The following is a 15,528-nucleotide window of genomic DNA, read 5'->3' as shown; positions in this document are numbered from 1 at the left end:
GCCGGTATGCCGCGAAGACTCCGGCAGGACGGCGGGTTGGCTCACGACCATCCTGCCGAACGCGAGGCGATACGTGGAATCTCCCCGCGCATGCCCAGCGCCCGCCCCATGAAGAATCTCTTGGTCAGGCCGCTGTGCTCGACCGCGGCAAGTCCGGCACGGCGGGCGGTGGACAACAACGGGTGCGAGTTACTGAACACTCGATTCAAGGTATCGATGAGCCCTAACGCCAGGGTGTTCTCACTCTTGCGCCAACGCTCGTAGCGGCGCAGCACACGAAGTTCGGCGATCGCCTCGGCACGTGCCCCGCGCGACAATGCATCAGCCAGGATCTGCACCAGCGCGGCACAATCCATGAAGCCCAGATTGACGCCCTGGCCCGCCAGCGGATGCATTGCGTGCGCGGCGTCGCCGACCAGCACAAAACGCTCCCGGCAATATTCGCGCGCATGTTGCAACCGCAGCGGGAACACACCCCGAGGTCCGGCAAGTTCAACGTCGCCCAGGACATGACCGATGGCGGCGCCGATCTGGCGCGATACCTCCTCGACAGGACAACCCACCAGTTCGCGCGCCTGTTCAGGCCGGGTCGTCCAGACAATGGAACTACGTCCATCGGCGAGCGGCAGGAAGGCGATAGGCCCCTCGGGCAGAAACCGCTGCCAGGCTGTATATCCATGCGCACGCTCGGTACGCACATGCGTGACGAAGGCCTGTTGATCATACTCCCGACCGCGGGTCTCGATGCCGGCCAACGCCCGGCTGCGGGATGCGGCTCCATCGCTGCCGATCACCAGCATCGCGCTGATCCGGCGTCCGTCTCCCAGGCTCAGCACCGCCCGCTCGTTGTCGAACTCCAGTCCCGTCAGCTCCGCGCGCAACAGGGTCACTTGCTCGCGAAATGGCGCGCACTCGTATAACGCCCACTGTACACGCCGATTCTCGATGATATGACCCAGATTAGGCTCGCCAACGGCGCCGGCACTGAAACGGATGACACCCGGATCATCCGGCTGGCGCGGCGCATCCCAAACGACCATGTCGTCATAGGCGCATATATGCTGCGCCGGCAACAGCGGCCAGGCACCCACCGAGCCCAGAATGCGCTCCGCGGCTCTCGAGAACGCGGATACGCGCAGATCGATCTCGGCGTTCCCGTCTTGCGGCGGCGGCATTGTGGGAGGCTGCGCTTCCAGCATTGCAATGCGCAGGCCGGTCAGTTGCGGATTCGCCGCCGACAAGGCGGCGACGCATGCGCCCACCATGCCGCCGCCGATCACGACGATATGAAAGTCGGGACGCTTCATCGCAACGGTGCACCTCGGGCCAGCTTCGGGACGCGGCCGGCTGCACCCAGCGACAGCCGGGACAACATGCTCTTGGCAGCCGGCATGAGATCCAACGCCAGCATACCTGCGTTACGCAGCAACTTGACCGGCCCGAAGGGCTGCGTGGACAGGCGCACCAGGCCATCGGTGAACCTTATGATGTTGGCGCGATCCGCGCGGCGCCATTCACGATAGCGTTCGAGCATCACTCGATCGCCCGGATCGAAACCGGACAGCAACGACTCCGGATCGGGCAGCAACGACTCCGGATGGGGCGCGGACCGCGGCTCTGCATATTGTGCGCGCCCATCGGCAAGCACCTCCGCCAGGCTGGCCGCATCGCGCAGGCCCAGGTTGAAACCCTGGCCGGCGATCGGATGCAGCGACTGGGCGGCGTTGCCGACGATCGCCAGCCGCGGCGCCACATGCTCATCGGAACGAGTCAGCGACAAGGGATACAGGTGCCGGACTCCTACGCGCACGAAGCGTCCGAGGCGAAAGCCGAACGTCTCCTGCAACTGCGCCAGGAAGGCCGGTTCGGGCAGACGAGCCATAGCCTCGGCCTGTGCCGGATCGACTACCCAGACCAGCCCCATCCGTCCGTCCGGCATCGGCAACAGCGCCAGCGGACCGGCAGGAGTAAAGCGCTCATAGGCGACATGATCATGGAATCGCTGTGCAAAAACATTGGCGATCAAGGCAACCTGTTGATAGTCCCGGCGGCTCGAGCCCACACCGGCACATTGGCGCAAGGTGGACTGTGCGCCATCGGCGGCCACCGCCAGTCCGGCCCGGATCACTCCCCCGCCGGAAGCGCTCCCCTCGGAAGTGCTGAACTCGATGTGTTGCCGCCCATCCCGTAGATACATGCCGGTCACACGCGCCGGCGCGATCACTCTCACGCCTTCTTCTTCGAGGCGGCGCCACATTGCCGCGCCCATGATCCGGTTGACCACCACGTAGCCCAGAGCATCCACACCCTGCTCGGCTGCATCGATGCGCGTAAAGCCGAAGCGGCCCTGATCGGAAACGTGGATATGACGAATGGCCGCCGCCTCACGCTCGATGAGCGGCCACACGCCCAAGGACTCGAAAATTCTGCGACTGCCGTTCGACAGGGCGGTGGTACGTTCATCGAAACTCGGCTGACCGGCGCTCCCCGCGGGACTGGCTTCGACCAATACGACTTTCAGTGACAGCCGGGTCAAGGCCAGCGCCAAACTGGCGCCCACCAGGCCGCCTCCGGCGATGGCGATATCAGTGTCGATATCCACTGTATCTGGCTTATTCATGCGTTCATCAGTCGCTCGATATCATCCGGATCCTTCGCCAGCGCGGCGGTCAACACTTCGTTGCCCTCGCGGGTGACGACGACATCATCCTCGATACGCACACCGATATTCCACCAACGCTTGGCGACGCCACGCATCCCGGCGGGGATGTAGATACCCGGCTCGACGGTCAAAGCCATGCCCGGTTCCAGCACCCGCCACTGCTCGGCAACCTTGTAGTCACCCACATCGTGCACATCCATTCCCAGCCAGTGCCCGGTACGATGCATAAAGAACTTGCGATAGGCTCCTTGCTTGATCAGCGCCGGCACCCTGCCCTTGAGGATGCCAAGCTTCACCAGCCCCTGAGTGATGGTCCGCACCGCGGCATCGTGCGGCTCGTTCCAGTGATTGCCGGGGCGGGTCTGGGCGATCGCCGCCTGCTGCGCCTCCAGTACGACCTCGTAGACGGCGCGCTGCTCCGGCTTGAAGCGCCCATTTACCGGAAATGTCCGGGTAATGTCCGAGGCATAGAGATCGAACTCACAGCCGGCGTCGATCAACAGCAGATCACCGTCTTTCAGGATATCGGTATTTTCGTGGTAGTGAAGGATGCATGCGTTGGCGCCGCCGCCGACGATCGGATGGTAGGCGATATCGGCATTGTTGCGCTGGAATTCATGCAGCATTTCCGCCATCACTTCATATTCCTTGCAGCCGGGACGGACAAACCGCATGGCCCGAAGGTGTGCAGCGACGGCGATACTGGCCGACTGGCGCATCGCCTGCAGTTCCGCCCGGGACTTGAACAAGCGCATGTCGTGTAACAGGTGATCCAGGGCGACGAATTCCTGCGGCGGCGGCGCGCCGGTGCGAGATTGAGCCTTGAGCGTATTCACCCAGCCGACGACGCGATGGTCGAATTCCTGGTGCAGGCCCATCGTGTAATAGACACGCGAGCGGTTTTCCATGAGCCCGGGCAGTATGTCGTCGATATCGCCGATCGGAAATGCGTCATCGGCGCCGTAGTCGCGCGTCGCGCCATCGGGACCGGCACGACGGCCGTCCCAGGTCTCCCGCAAGGGATCGCGATCGCGCACGAACAACACATACTCGGCCTGGGCACGTCCTGGAACGAGCACCGCGACGGCCTCCGGTTCGGAAAACCCGGTGAGATAGAAAAAATCGCTATCGGGCCGATAGCGATAGATCACGTCGGAGTTACGCGTCTTCTCGGGCACCGCGGGCAGGATCGCAATCCCGCCCTTGCCCATCATCTTCATCAACTGCCGGCGGCGGCGGGCAAACTCGTCTTTATGCATGGGTCCTTCGGTGCATCATCGCAGCACATCGTCGAGAGAGCAGAATATCGCGCCGAAACACCATTACGAAAGCTCAGGCGAAACGGCTGAAACCGGCAGCTTGCCAGGAGTGGCCAAGGGATCCGGTCAATGGATCTGGGACGGGTCCAGTCCGGCGTCGCGCTCGCCGTGCTCCCGGATATCATCGTCGTTTCGGGCTTCGTTCCGAGCCATGGCCGGCGTTTCCCTCACGACATCGATCTCGTCATAAATCAGCTGCACACCCACCCGGACGTATTCCACGATCTCGGCGTACGCCGATTCTTCTTCCTCATTGCCCTCCTCCAGCTCGAGGATCGCGCGGCCGATCTGAGTGAGATCGCGCAACAGCTCGCTCACATCCGCGGACACCGCCTCCAGTCCGACCGGCTGGCCGGTCCCGAATCCATACAGGAATCCCTGGCACCACTGCGACAGAGCCGCGACACGCGTATGCAGCGGCGCATCATCGTCCGGCAGCAGCAGGTCGAAACTCATCGAACCGCTATGCAACGTCTGCCGGGTATCGGTGAACAGCAGGTCCAGCGCCTGCCGATCGGCCTGAACCCGTTCTTCGTGTTCCGGAATCATCTCCTCCAGCCAGCATTCCAGCGGATAGTGCGCGCGGGTACACAGCACGCCGCATAGATAGCCATGCCCTTCGGACGGCGCCAACGAGCAGCTCAGCTCCTCCAGGGCGCGAACGATCTCGGGAAAAGTAACGGATAACATTTGCGGCTATTTTAGCACCTGGCCGGTTTCGGTACCTGCCGGCGATGAAATGGAGCTCTGCTCATGGTTTGGATGTCCCGCTCCTGGTCCTTGCCGGCCATGGATCCGACGGCACGGCCGGCAAGGACCAGGAGCGGGAGCGGGAGCGGGACATCCCCCCGGGATGGGCCGCGCCATGGCAAACGTGGCAAGTCCGTAGATCGAGCGGAATGACACCGGCCCCGGTCCCGGTTTCGGGCACTGTTTGACCCTGCTGGACCTCGACCGCATAATCGAATGCATGAGCGCAGCCAACCCACCGGCAGATCTCGAACAGGAGCTAAGGCAGCTGGAACGGCGGCTCGATGAGTTCGTGGCGCTGTCTGCTCGCCTGCAAGAAGAAAATCGCGCTCTGCGCCAGCGGCAGGATTCGATGATGGCCGAGCGTGCGGCCCTGTTGCAAAAGAATGAGCAGGTTCGCGGCCGGGTCGAGGCGATGATCGGACGCTTGAAGGCGATGGAGCACAGCGCATGACGGAACGTCTGTCGCGAGTCAGCATTCGGATCCTCGAAAAGGAGTACCAGGTCGCCTGCCTGCCCGAGGAACGTTCAGCGCTGCTGGACTCGGCCGAGTATCTCAATGCCCGCATGCGTGAGATCCGCGATACCGGAAACATCGTCGGACTGGACCGGGTTGCCGTCATGGCCGCCCTGAATCTATCGAACGAGCTGCTGAAGATGCGTGCTCGTGAGGAGGCTCCGCTGGAAGCCGCTCGGCGCATTCGCCAGATGCGCGAACGGGTCGAAACCGCACTCGATCAAGGTGCTCTCGAGCAGGATCATCAGGCGCTGTAAATCAGGCCCGTCCTTGGCGACGAGCATCCTCGGCGATCGGGCTCTCCGGCCGATGCATGTGTCGCACCAAGCCCTGTGTGGTCGACGCCGGACGCAACAAGTGCGATGATGACTGCGATGATGGCTTGGTCCACCGGCAGACAAGCCGCGATAACGGCTGCGGCTGACGCAAGCCGACCTGTCCACCCAAGGATGCGGGGAACGACCGGGAACCCAGGGATGTCTGATTCGATATGGCGCCGCCTGCGGTGTTCGACATGTGTCGGGTTACCTCTCGACCCTAACGTAAATACCCAGGGGCTCGGCCTAGCGATGGCGGTGTGCAAGTCCGTTTTGGGCGGGAAGCCTTAGCTGTCGTGGCTGTGTCCCACCTTATTGCTCCGTGTCGAGAGCAATGGCTCATGACGGCACATGCGGGTGGCGCCTCCCTTCACGTGAACCCTTCCGACCTGCAAGACCCACGCCTGCAGCTGCGGCAGAAAATGCGAGCGCGCCGCCGGCAATTGTCCCGGGCGCAGCGGACTGCCGCGGCGCGGCATTTCGCTCGACACCTGGCACCGCTGTTGCGTCCGGGCAAGCGAATCGCGCTCTATCTCCCCCATGATGCGGAAGCCGACCCCGGGGTGATCATCCACCGGGCGCGTCAGCGCGGCTGCACTCTCTATCTGCCATGCATCACCCATTACCGCCGCAGCCGCATGCGCTTTCTGCGCTTCGACCAGGACACCCGGCTGCGAACCAACCGATACGGCATTCGCGAACCCGATCCCGCTCATGCTCCTGACATCGCCGTGCGCCTGCTGGATCTGGTGCTGCTGCCGCTGATCGCTTTCGATGATTACGGCGGGCGATTAGGCAGCGGCGCGGGTTTTTATGACCGCCATCTGCATCACCTGTGCCGGCAGCGCCAGTGGCGGCGTCCCAGGCTGATCGGATTGGCATATGAATTCCAACGCGTGACGCATCTGAAAAGCGCTCCTTGGGATGTACCGATGGATGGCGTTGTTACCCCACTCGGTCTGCACACGCCGCGGCGCGCCGTATCGAAGCATGGCGATCCATGCTGAAGGGGCGATCATGAACCACTGGCTGATGAAGACCGAACCGGCAACATTCGGCATCGATGACCTGGCTCGCGCACGCAATCACACTACGGCGTGGGACGGTGTGCGTAATTTCCAAGCCCGAAATTACATGCGGGAGATGCGCCTGGGTGACCTGGCATTTTTCTATCATTCCAGTTGCGACGTCCCGGGTATCGCCGGCATCGTCAGCATCACACGCGAGGCCTACCCCGACCACACGGCCTTCGACTCCGAAGACCCTCACTTCGATGAGAAAAGCAGTCCAGCCAACCCACGCTGGTTCATGGTGGATGTGAAACTCGTCACCAAATTCGATCGGGTCATCGCACTCGAGGAACTACGTCGGTACGGCCAGGACAAACTGAAGAACATGGTGATCCTCAAGCGCGGTAACCGGCTATCCATCACGCCGGTTTCGAGGGCCGAATGGAATTTCATCAACTCGCTGCTGTGAACGATCTGCTTTTTAAAATCGATTCGAGGACCTGCTCGAAGTTGCTGTAGAAATTTCCATACAACTCTTGCTTGCTATTTTCATTTTATGTATATACTGCGCGCGGACTAACTCGATATGGAGATTGATAATCATGGCAACTAAAGCAAAGAAGACCACCAAGAAGAAGGCGACCAAGAAGAAGGCCGCCAAGAAGAAGTAAGAATCTTCTGGTTGATCTTGATGAAGACTGTGCCCGCGAAAGCGGGCACAGTCGTTTTCGAGCCTGGAAAAACCGACGCTTTGCACTGCGCCTGGTTGTGGAGAATTTCGATGACCGCCGACCGGAAAAAACAGCAAGCCGCACAGGCTGCTCTCGCCCACGTGCGGGAGGACCAAATCATCGGCATCGGCACCGGTTCGACCGTCAACCATTTCATCGAAGCCTTGGCTGCGCAAAAGCTGCGCATTCGGGGAGCGGTATCGAGTTCGGAAGCCACCACTGCGCGCCTGAAGACGCATGGCATCGAGGTGCTGGACTTGAATTCGACCGGCGAATTGGACATCTACGTGGACGGCGCTGACGAGTCCGATCGCCAACTACGTCTGATCAAGGGAGGTGGCGCGGCGCTGACCCGGGAGAAGATCATTGCGGCCGCATCGCATCGCTTCGTGTGTATCGTGGACGACTCCAAGCTGGTCGAGGTGCTGGGACGGTTCCCGCTACCGGTCGAAGTGATTCCCATGGCACGCGCTCATGTCGCCCGCGCGCTACGCAGGTTGGGTGGTCATCCCGTCTACAGAGAATCGACCCTCACCGATAACGGTAACCAGATCCTGGATGTTCACGGCTTGAGCATCCTCGATCCGATATCGCTGGAGCAGGCGATCAATCAGATCGTGGGTGTGGTCACCGTCGGCTTGTTCGCCTCCCGGCCGGCCGACGTGCTGATCGTGGGCGGCGAAACAGGAGTGGTCAGCATGACCGCCTGAAGCGGCTGGTTCCTTCGCGAGGAAGGACCGGGTTGAGACATACCGAGCGCCCGGGACAGGCCGTGAAAACAAAAAGCCCTGAATTTCAGGGCTTTGTTTCGAGTTTTGTTTTAGGACTTTTCGGACGCTTACCCCCGCGCCTGACACGGCGCGGGATGGGTAGTTGGCTGGGGGACTAGGATTCGAACCTAGGTTGACGGAGTCAGAGCGTCCGCGCGGTCATATTACCAGCAGCTACTATTTTCTAATACGCTCTACTTTTTCTTCTCGGATCAAACACTTACACGTAATTTCGCTGTTACTTTTCGCCAGCATTTCCTAACCTAACCGCGTCTGCAACTGCGGACTTATTGCGGTGTCAGGCAAAACTCAGGAGATTTTATGGCGATCACAAATGCGCAATGCGAGAAGTTCAAGTGTGGCAAATACGCCACAGGCAAGAACGCCGGGCTGGTGAAAGAACAGGACATCCTTTGGGACAAGGGCGATGGCGCTGTGAAGGGATTGGGTATGCGCCTATCCTCCGCCACAGGCGTCCGCACGTTCGTCCTCCGGTACCGTGTCAAGAATGGGAAAGAGATTGTGCAGACTATCGGCCGCATGAGTGACGGCTGGAGGCTGAACCACGAGAGTCCCGATTGGGATGCCCGCCAGAAGGCCCGCGATCTGATCAGACTCATGCGGCAGGGGGTAAACCCTGTCGAGCAATTGGCCGAACGACTGCGGGTCGAAAAAGCTGCCGAGGCCAAAGCGCTGGCGTCGGCCACCACGCTGCGCGAGTGCATGGAAGCCTACCTCACCGTCAGCGGCAATGCGGAATCCACGAAGAAAAGCTACCGCAGTGGGTTCAACCGCAACTGGCCGGAGTGGATGGACCAGCCCGCCAAGGATCTTACCCGCGATAAAATTTTGAAGAAGTATCGCTCGATCGTGGATCGGGGCTCCCCCGGTGAGGCCACCCTGCAAATGGACTACCTGCGAGCCGTGCTTAACCATGCACGCCGAGCGCATGAAGACGAAGAAGGCAACCCGACTATCCTAGCCTCCAATCCAGTCGCCCGCATGTGGGAGTTGTCCAAAGGCTTGAAGCACCAGGGCCAGGAACGTGACACGCGAATTCCCCTGCCCAGGATCGGCGCGTGCTGGAACGCTCTTCTGGCAATGGGTACGGCGGCCACGGTGGAGAAGCAGCGCACAACGGCTGACCTGATCCGCTTCATGCTGCTCACCGGCACGCGGCGCGGCGAGGCGTCCAAGATCGAATGGCGCGACTGTGACTTTGAGAATCGCAAGGTGACGTTCCGCAAAGAGAACATCAAGACCGGACGCAGAACCAACCGCGATTTCGTGCTACCGATGAGCACGGTCCTCCACGACCTGCTCAAAGCACGCCAAGAACGGCGCGGTGCGTCGGACTATGTTTTCGCCAGCATCGGCAAGAAGGTTCCCGTTGTCCAGAACGCGGCGAAGCAATTTGCCGAGCTGTCCGCGATTGCTGGCGACCACGTTCACTTCCACGCACTGCGCCGGACGCATGAGGACATCGCCACGGAAGCGGGCGTGGACCCGTACACGCGGGAAATGATGCTCAACCACTCGTCGAAGGGCAACGTCCACGGTGCCCACTACGCCAACAATCGGGCCTTCCTGGTGGCAGCCGTGCAGAAAGTGGCCGACTGGATTTCCCGAGAGGCCGCCGTTGCAGATGAGCCGAAGGTTGTGTCCCTGTTTCCGTCCAAGACTGCTTGACACGCGGACCTATTCCGCCGACGATGAACATTCTGACGGCGCATTCTGCGCTGGTCACCCTCACAGCCGGGTCTGAGGTAACACCTCCCGGTATTCTCAAGTGAGGTGTTGATATGAGCAATTCCAAGACGACCAAGGCCGAGCAGCAGCAGATCGCTGAACTGGCTTCCGTTCCGGCCCACAGGCGCGGTCGTGTTGACCATGGCTTGTGAACCAAAATAACTCTCGCGTAAAGTAACTAAAACGCTTAACAGCCAGCCGCATGCCGCCGCTGGTGGACACCCTCCGCGACCGAGGTGAAATCTGTCGCCTGGAGGATTGTGCCATGCGTACCCTTGATCAGTTCCCCGCCGCTGAAGTAGTCAATCCTGACAACTGGATTGGCGTGAAGCAATTCGCCGCCATGCAGCGAATGAAGCCTCAGACGGTTTACAACCTTCGGGATACTGGCGGAAACCTCCCGCCCATTCACAGGCGCGCCGGTAGCACCCGCATCATGTTCTTCGTGCCACAGGTACGCGAGTGGATGAACGATCCCAAGTCGTTCATCACCACCACCCCGCCCTCGCCTCCTCCTCCCGCTGATTCGCACGCAACGGACGCACGCTCCGTGCGCCTTTAACCGTAAGCCGATGTTTTTGTTCCGGCACTAGTGCGCCGGTCGGCTGCGAGTCAGTGATGAGTCTGGTTTCATTCACGAAAACGCCCGGTTAGAGCCGGGCGTTTCGCAAACGGAGATAAAAATGTCCAATACAAGCATGGGTACTGTACCCAACGAAGGCCAAGAATCGCAAACGAGCCCTGCGAATGCCGCACACGGCGCACTCTGGGCGCGCATACCTACCCCACTGCGCGAGCGTGCCCAATGGGTACTAGCCGGCCTCGACAAGCGCCCGCTCGCTGTAAATGCCGCTGGCATGCTGTACGACGCGAGCAGCACCAACCCACTCACATGGATGTCGTTCGACTCTGCCTGCCAGTGGGCGACTCACTTCGGATACGGAATCGGATACGTCCTGCATAAAGATGACCCGTTCACCTGCATTGATTTCGATGTGAAGGATGCCGATTCGCGCGACAAGGAAGGAAAGCCCATTCCGCAAGACAAATGGACGCAGCAGCATCACATGGAAGGCTTCTGGTCCCTCGTCCAGAACCTTGGAACCTACACCGAGAAGAGCCGCAGCGGAAAGGGTCTGCATGTTTGGGTCCTGGGCAAGGTCGGAAAGGGCATCAAGGACAGCAAGCATTTCGTAGAGGTGTATTCGCAGGAACGATTCATGATCTGTACCGGCGACGTCATCCTCGACTATCCGATCCAGCAACACCAGGAATGGCTGAATCTCGTTGTTGAACGTCTCGGTAATAGGCACACGGCTCCGCTCGCGCCGTTACAGGATGAGCCGGAGAAGGAGGGCGACACCGAGATATTGATTAAAGCTCGCACCGCAGCCAATGCCGAAAAATTCAATGCGCTTTGGAATGGAGCATACTCGGACCTCACCCCCGGCGGCACCCTCCTCTACGGCTCCCAAAGCGAAGCCGATTTCGCGCTCGTTGCGATCCTCTGCTTCTGGACCAAGAACAATGGACAGGTACGGCGGCTGTTCCGTCAATCCGCGCTCGGCCAGCGCGCGAAGGCGACCAAAGACGACCGCTACCTGAACCTGACCATCGACAAGGTGCGCGCTCGCGAAGCCTACAAGAAGGAAGTCCAGTTCACATTCCTTCGGGAAGGCGAACCCATTGAGGACAGTAATATTGAAGCGCCCGAAATGGATTTGCAAACCATGCTCAATTCGCTAGTAGCAATCAGCATGGACAAGACCTATGTAGCGTTCTTGGACATGCCCACCATCTGCGTGCCATCGAACGTAATGGCGGCGCTGCTGGCCCACAACACCTATACGGTTACAGACGCGAAGGGAAAGGAGAAGGAGGTTCCCATCTTCAGCGCATGGATGAAGTGCGCAGACCGCAAGAACCTCTACGGCATCACGTTCGATCCGAGCACAGACGATTGGAGAGCGCGCAACGACGAAGGCCACTACTGCCTGAACCTATGGAAACCGATTCACAACGATCCGCCCGCCGACTGGCAACAGCGAGTTAAGCCCTTTCTCGATCACGTCCGCTATTTGATCCCAGTGGAGAACAATATGCCGGACGCGGATATGTACGAATGGTTCCTCGACTGGCTAGCACACATGATCCAGCGGCCCGGCGAACTGCCTCATCACCACTGGCTCTTTGTAACGTCCTCGCAAGGCATCGGTCGCAATTGGCTGGCAGACGTGCTCGGCATGGTGCTGAAAGGCTATGTAGCGTTGAGCTTCGACCTTGCCGCCTCCCTCCGCCGAGGCTTCAACGGAAGGCTGTCGCGGAAGCTACTTGCGGTGACGGACGAGATAAACGAGGGCGGCGCTGCGGGCGAACGCTGGCAGCACAGCGAGGACTTGAAGCGACTGCTGACGGAGAGCGTGCGCGCCCTGAATCCGAAATGCCAGGCCGAAAGAACCGAGCGCAATTGCTGCCGATTTCTCATGTTCAGCAACTACGAAACGGCGCTGCCATTGCAGACCGCCGACCGGCGCATCAACACGATCAAAAACCCATCCGTGCCTAAGCCGGATGACTACTACACCGGCATCTACCGGCTAATTGACTGGAAGTACGAGGAGCGCGACCAGTTCATTTCCTCGGTACGCGAATACCTTCTGCGGCGCGACCTCTCCAAGTTCAACCACGGTAGGCGCTCCGTTATGAATGACGCCAAGCAGACCGTGATCGAGGCCAGCACGTCGCCGGAGGAGCAGCGGGCACAGGAATTGAAGGGTATCCACCCGCACCCGATCATTATTACGGACCACCTGTATCACTACGTCTTTGGGACGCTACCCGACTACGAGACGCCAGTGGCGGCGAGCGTGACCGGGAGACACTTCAAGTCCCTCGAGAAGATCGCACGAAAGAGCGGCATCGTGCGCGCGAAGATGAAGCTCTACTACCCAGCCGAAAAGAAATACCGAACGGTCTGGTGCCTACGCGATGCACAGGTGTGGCGGAATGCCAGTGACGAACAACTGATCGCCGAACTGAACAGGCCATCGTAAATGTCGAACTGTTTATCCTTGTCTCACCTACCGCAGGCTGTTCCAAGTGAAACTGCCGTTGCCCCTCTTAGCCCTTGTTTCCCCATGTTTGGTTTGGGCCAGACGACAATAGGAAAGCGCAGCTATAGGGATATGGCCCATGGGGACGCAAGGGCAATCAGGGCAAACGGCTCATCACGAGGCGGCACGAACACGCACGCCGGATACCTAGGAAAGGAAACGATTGTTTTTATTCGCTCGACACCGACGCAGGTCGAGTGGGTCTGGAGTCTGCGTCAACACGGGCAAAACGCCCATAAGGAACCCAAATTATGAATCGGAAGATTGTCCAAATTTCTTGTGCCTTGGCCAGCCACATTGGTGACCCTGACATGGTCGCTGCCGTCTGCAACGATGGTACGGTCTGGCTGCTCCACGGGAACACAGGAAGCTGGGTACCGACGCCCGACATCCCGCAGCCTGACAGTCAGACTTCGGCGACGGCAGCAGTGCTCGGCGGAGCCGCACCACTACACGGAGGCCGGCGTCAGTGGACGGATACCGCGTCCAGTGAAGCTGTGCCGGAGACGGGGTGATCGCAATGCATTGTGGTCCTTGCTATGACGCAAAACGATTTGTGTAAATGGCAGCATTGATCTCCTACTGCTAAGAGCAACAGCCATGCCATTCGTCAAAGGTCAGTCAGGCAATCCTGCGGGTAGACCAAGAGGCATTCCAGATCGGCGCACTGCTCTACAGCGCGCCTTGACCGAAGCCGCACCCGCCGTGCAAGCCAAGATAATTGAGCTTGCCATTGAGGGGGACGTGCAAGCCGCAGCCCTTGTTCTGAACCGTGCCGTACCGACACTGCGGCCGATCGCCGCTCCCGTTGTATTCGACCTAGATCGCTCGCTACCCCTGTCCAAGCAACTGGATCAGGTATGGATAGCGATAGCAAACGGCGAACTGAACATAGACGAAGGCAAGGCCATCACGCACATGCTGCGGCAGTCTGCCGAGATTGCCCTGCTAGACAGAACCAGCGATAACGCAGCTGAAATTGTCGAGGCGCTGAATCGTTTTGCCCGCAGCGATTTTGTGAATGCTTCCTTACCCGCCGACACCTCCGCCCTCACCCCGGACACCCCATGAACGCTATCGAAATTGTTACCCGCCACCACCATCTGATGAGCTACTGCGAGCCCGTGCTGGAAGGCATAGCGTCTGCGAAGAACGCACGTTACTACACCTTAGAAGAGCGAGCGATGGCCGCAGTGGAGTTGGTCTATCGCTGGATTGGTGCGCATGAGCAGTTGCCCGAAATGGTCTGGCGTCTGGTGCATAATGACACTGTGCCGTTCCCTGTTGGGCTGATATCGCCTTCGGAAGACCTGCAGAATAGCCGCGACAGTCTGCGTGCCTCGTTTGGTCGCAAGCAAGCCGACATCTTGCTACGCGGCATTAGGACGCCTCCTTTCGCGGCTGTGCACTGATGCTGGAAAGCCGGCGACCACCACGGGTGGAGGGCTAGCTGCCGCACCGGTGTCGTTTTTGGGGTGGGGTTATAGCTTTGTCCGTTCGGCATCGGCCGCCTTCTCTTTCCCTATCTGTTCCGCCCGAGCGTCTGCGGTCATGACGGAAAGAGAGCCAACATTCGGGCGGCTTGCCAACGTTAGGTCCGGACTTGCCAGCCTAACGTAAGTCCCGGAAGGCAACTCCCACTCTGCTATCAGGCCCTCAAATTTCGCGCCCGCCCCATTCTGTAGGGACAGTCGTTCCAGCCGGGTCGGTGTCCCGAATTTTTGATCTAACAGAGCAAGATCTTGAGTTTGGGAACCAATGCCGTCTGTTCGGGTGAAAACCGAAATCAGATTTCCGCCCTTCAATATTGCCGTGAATGAATAACCGTTGCCGATTGGCGGTCTGTTCTTGTGTGCGAACTTCACCACTATCTGCTCGTCAACGAGAGGCCCCTCACGGTACATGCGTTTTGTCTTTTTGAACTTGTAAGAGCGCTCGTAGCACATCCCATCATGAACAATGGACCTGTAGACGTAGTCTCCGAGTATCTTCGTTTTTTCGCATTCGGACAGGGTGATCGGCGCGTTTAATTCCAGTCCAAATATCGTGTCCGATGAGGTTTGTTGAGCCTGGCCGGTTCCGACCATTACAAGCCCAGCCAATACAATAGCTCTCATATCCGCAATCTCTTGTTGCGCTCCCGACGAGCCGTCCAATAGTAACCCGCCCCCTAAATGGGAGCATAGATAATGGTCAGTAATGTGACCCGCTCCTGAATTGGGGACGGGATTGGATGACCAAGCAGCTAAGGACGGCCCGGCACCGGGCACTGATAACCGCCCTGGCGGCTGCTCGTCACGATGCTGGGATGACACAGAGGGAGTTAGCGGCGGTCCTGCGGCGTGCCCATTCGTTCGTCGGAAAGATCGAATCCGGCGAGCGCCAGCTAAATGTTCTGGAGTTTTGCGAATATGCGGACGCGCTGGGGGCCAGCGCGCCAGACCTTCTCAGGAAGATATTGGACCGAGGTTAACCGGAGAAGATACTGCCGTTACGATTTGCTCTAGCCCAACGGGAGCCGTGGCATAGCGGCGAGTCCCTCGTAGATCCAACCTCCGCGGCAGCGGGACGAGGCAGCTCCTACCTGCCT

Annotated in this window: 16 protein-coding genes and 1 other RNA gene; 12 read left to right on the top strand and 5 right to left on the bottom strand. The window is 59.7% G+C overall.

Features of this window, described 5'->3' with window-relative positions; all coding sequences use genetic code 11:
- Positions 1-41: 41 nt before the first annotated feature.
- From ACG33_RS06120 to ACG33_RS06105, 4 genes are all read right to left on the bottom strand, one after another.
- A complete protein-coding gene (locus ACG33_RS06120; RefSeq protein WP_066919595.1) occupies positions 42-1,307 on the bottom strand; it encodes a UbiH/UbiF/VisC/COQ6 family ubiquinone biosynthesis hydroxylase in 1,266 nt (421 codons plus the stop codon).
- The gene (ubiH, locus tag ACG33_RS06115) at positions 1,304-2,620 is read right to left on the bottom strand and encodes a 2-octaprenyl-6-methoxyphenyl hydroxylase (RefSeq protein WP_066919594.1); all 1,317 of its coding nucleotides are present in this window, start codon (positions 2,618-2,620) and stop codon (positions 1,304-1,306) included. The genes ACG33_RS06120 and ubiH overlap by 4 nt, the downstream gene beginning before the upstream one ends.
- Complete coding sequence (gene pepP / locus ACG33_RS06110; RefSeq protein ID WP_066919591.1) at positions 2,617-3,921, bottom strand: Xaa-Pro aminopeptidase; 1,305 nt, start codon at positions 3,919-3,921, stop codon at positions 2,617-2,619. The genes ubiH and pepP overlap by 4 nt, the downstream gene beginning before the upstream one ends.
- Before the next feature lie 126 nt (positions 3,922-4,047).
- The gene (locus tag ACG33_RS06105; RefSeq protein WP_066919590.1) at positions 4,048-4,671 is read right to left on the bottom strand and encodes a UPF0149 family protein; all 624 of its coding nucleotides are present in this window, start codon (positions 4,669-4,671) and stop codon (positions 4,048-4,050) included.
- Positions 4,672-4,951: 280 nt separating this feature from the next.
- On the opposite strand from ACG33_RS06105, the gene ACG33_RS06100 reads away from it, so the two are divergent.
- The 11 genes from ACG33_RS06100 (at position 4,952) to ACG33_RS06045 (ending at position 14,350) form a co-directional block, all read left to right on the top strand.
- The gene (locus ACG33_RS06100; protein WP_066922876.1) at positions 4,952-5,185 is read left to right on the top strand and encodes a TIGR02449 family protein; all 234 of its coding nucleotides are present in this window, start codon (positions 4,952-4,954) and stop codon (positions 5,183-5,185) included.
- A complete protein-coding gene (locus tag ACG33_RS06095; protein ID WP_066919588.1) occupies positions 5,182-5,505 on the top strand; it encodes a cell division protein ZapA in 324 nt (107 codons plus the stop codon). The genes ACG33_RS06100 and ACG33_RS06095 overlap by 4 nt, the downstream gene beginning before the upstream one ends.
- A gap of 237 nt (positions 5,506-5,742) precedes the next feature.
- A non-coding RNA gene (ssrS, locus tag ACG33_RS06090) (6S RNA) lies at positions 5,743-5,929 on the top strand.
- A 10-nt stretch (positions 5,930-5,939) separates the two neighbouring features.
- Entirely contained in the window at positions 5,940-6,572 is a 633-nt protein-coding gene (locus tag ACG33_RS06085) for a 5-formyltetrahydrofolate cyclo-ligase (RefSeq protein WP_066919586.1), read from the top strand.
- 10 nt (positions 6,573-6,582) lie between these two features.
- Positions 6,583-7,044 carry an EVE domain-containing protein gene (locus ACG33_RS06080; protein WP_066922874.1) on the top strand — a complete coding sequence of 154 codons (462 nt, stop codon included), beginning with the start codon at positions 6,583-6,585 and terminating at the stop codon, positions 7,042-7,044.
- Positions 7,045-7,356: 312 nt separating this feature from the next.
- Positions 7,357-8,016, top strand: a complete 660-nt coding sequence (gene rpiA / locus ACG33_RS06070; RefSeq protein ID WP_066919582.1) for a ribose-5-phosphate isomerase RpiA — start codon at positions 7,357-7,359, stop codon at positions 8,014-8,016.
- 381 nt (positions 8,017-8,397) lie between these two features.
- Positions 8,398-9,765: a tyrosine-type recombinase/integrase gene (locus tag ACG33_RS06065; protein WP_066919580.1), complete on the top strand. Its 1,368-nt coding sequence runs from the start codon at positions 8,398-8,400 to the stop codon at positions 9,763-9,765.
- 325 nt (positions 9,766-10,090) lie between these two features.
- Positions 10,091-10,387, top strand: coding sequence for a hypothetical protein (locus ACG33_RS06060; protein WP_066919579.1), 297 nt, complete (start codon positions 10,091-10,093; stop codon positions 10,385-10,387).
- 121 nt (positions 10,388-10,508) lie between these two features.
- A complete protein-coding gene (locus tag ACG33_RS06055; protein ID WP_157071688.1) occupies positions 10,509-12,878 on the top strand; it encodes a phage NrS-1 polymerase family protein in 2,370 nt (789 codons plus the stop codon).
- Between the two features lie 660 nt (positions 12,879-13,538).
- Positions 13,539-14,009, top strand: a complete 471-nt coding sequence (locus ACG33_RS06050; protein ID WP_157071687.1) for a DUF5681 domain-containing protein — start codon at positions 13,539-13,541, stop codon at positions 14,007-14,009.
- Complete coding sequence (locus tag ACG33_RS06045; protein ID WP_157071686.1) at positions 14,006-14,350, top strand: hypothetical protein; 345 nt, start codon at positions 14,006-14,008, stop codon at positions 14,348-14,350. Before ACG33_RS06050 ends, ACG33_RS06045 begins: the two co-directional genes overlap by 4 nt.
- A 69-nt stretch (positions 14,351-14,419) precedes the next feature.
- On the opposite strand, the gene ACG33_RS06040 is transcribed toward ACG33_RS06045, so the two are convergent.
- Positions 14,420-15,055 carry a hypothetical protein gene (locus tag ACG33_RS06040; RefSeq protein ID WP_157071685.1) on the bottom strand — a complete coding sequence of 212 codons (636 nt, stop codon included), beginning with the start codon at positions 15,053-15,055 and terminating at the stop codon, positions 14,420-14,422.
- A 116-nt stretch (positions 15,056-15,171) separates the two neighbouring features.
- On the opposite strand from ACG33_RS06040, the gene ACG33_RS17030 reads away from it, so the two are divergent.
- Entirely contained in the window at positions 15,172-15,411 is a 240-nt protein-coding gene (locus ACG33_RS17030) for a helix-turn-helix domain-containing protein (RefSeq protein ID WP_066919569.1), read from the top strand.
- The last annotated feature ends 117 nt before the right edge of the window (positions 15,412-15,528 follow it).

Origin of the sequence: Steroidobacter denitrificans, assembly GCF_001579945.1 — a bacterium.
GTDB classification, from domain to species: Bacteria; Pseudomonadota; Gammaproteobacteria; order Steroidobacterales; family Steroidobacteraceae; genus Steroidobacter; species Steroidobacter denitrificans.
The sequence above is the reverse complement of the archived record's forward strand: the minus strand, read 5'-3'. Positions and strand labels throughout refer to the sequence as shown.

Bases quoted from the DNA above. Each gene is read 5' to 3' on its own strand.
- ACG33_RS06120 (WP_066919595.1), bottom strand. From the start codon at position 1,307: ATGAAGCGTCCCGACTTTCATATCGTCGTGATCGGCGGCGGCATGGTG.
- ubiH (WP_066919594.1), bottom strand. From the start codon at position 2,620: ATGAATAAGCCAGATACAGTGGATATCGACACTGATATCGCCATCGCC.
- pepP (WP_066919591.1), bottom strand. From the start codon at position 3,921: ATGCATAAAGACGAGTTTGCCCGCCGCCGCCGGCAGTTGATGAAGATG.
- ACG33_RS06105 (WP_066919590.1), bottom strand. From the start codon at position 4,671: ATGTTATCCGTTACTTTTCCCGAGATCGTTCGCGCCCTGGAGGAGCTG.
- ACG33_RS06100 (WP_066922876.1), top strand. From the start codon at position 4,952: ATGAGCGCAGCCAACCCACCGGCAGATCTCGAACAGGAGCTAAGGCAG.
- ACG33_RS06095 (WP_066919588.1), top strand. From the start codon at position 5,182: ATGACGGAACGTCTGTCGCGAGTCAGCATTCGGATCCTCGAAAAGGAG.
- ACG33_RS06080 (WP_066922874.1), top strand. From the start codon at position 6,583: ATGAACCACTGGCTGATGAAGACCGAACCGGCAACATTCGGCATCGAT.
- rpiA (WP_066919582.1), top strand. From the start codon at position 7,357: ATGACCGCCGACCGGAAAAAACAGCAAGCCGCACAGGCTGCTCTCGCC.
- ACG33_RS06065 (WP_066919580.1), top strand. From the start codon at position 8,398: ATGGCGATCACAAATGCGCAATGCGAGAAGTTCAAGTGTGGCAAATAC.
- ACG33_RS06060 (WP_066919579.1), top strand. From the start codon at position 10,091: ATGCGTACCCTTGATCAGTTCCCCGCCGCTGAAGTAGTCAATCCTGAC.
- ACG33_RS06055 (WP_157071688.1), top strand. From the start codon at position 10,509: ATGTCCAATACAAGCATGGGTACTGTACCCAACGAAGGCCAAGAATCG.
- ACG33_RS06050 (WP_157071687.1), top strand. From the start codon at position 13,539: ATGCCATTCGTCAAAGGTCAGTCAGGCAATCCTGCGGGTAGACCAAGA.
- ACG33_RS06045 (WP_157071686.1), top strand. From the start codon at position 14,006: ATGAACGCTATCGAAATTGTTACCCGCCACCACCATCTGATGAGCTAC.
- ACG33_RS06040 (WP_157071685.1), bottom strand. From the start codon at position 15,055: ATGAGAGCTATTGTATTGGCTGGGCTTGTAATGGTCGGAACCGGCCAG.
- ACG33_RS17030 (WP_066919569.1), top strand. From the start codon at position 15,172: ATGACCAAGCAGCTAAGGACGGCCCGGCACCGGGCACTGATAACCGCC.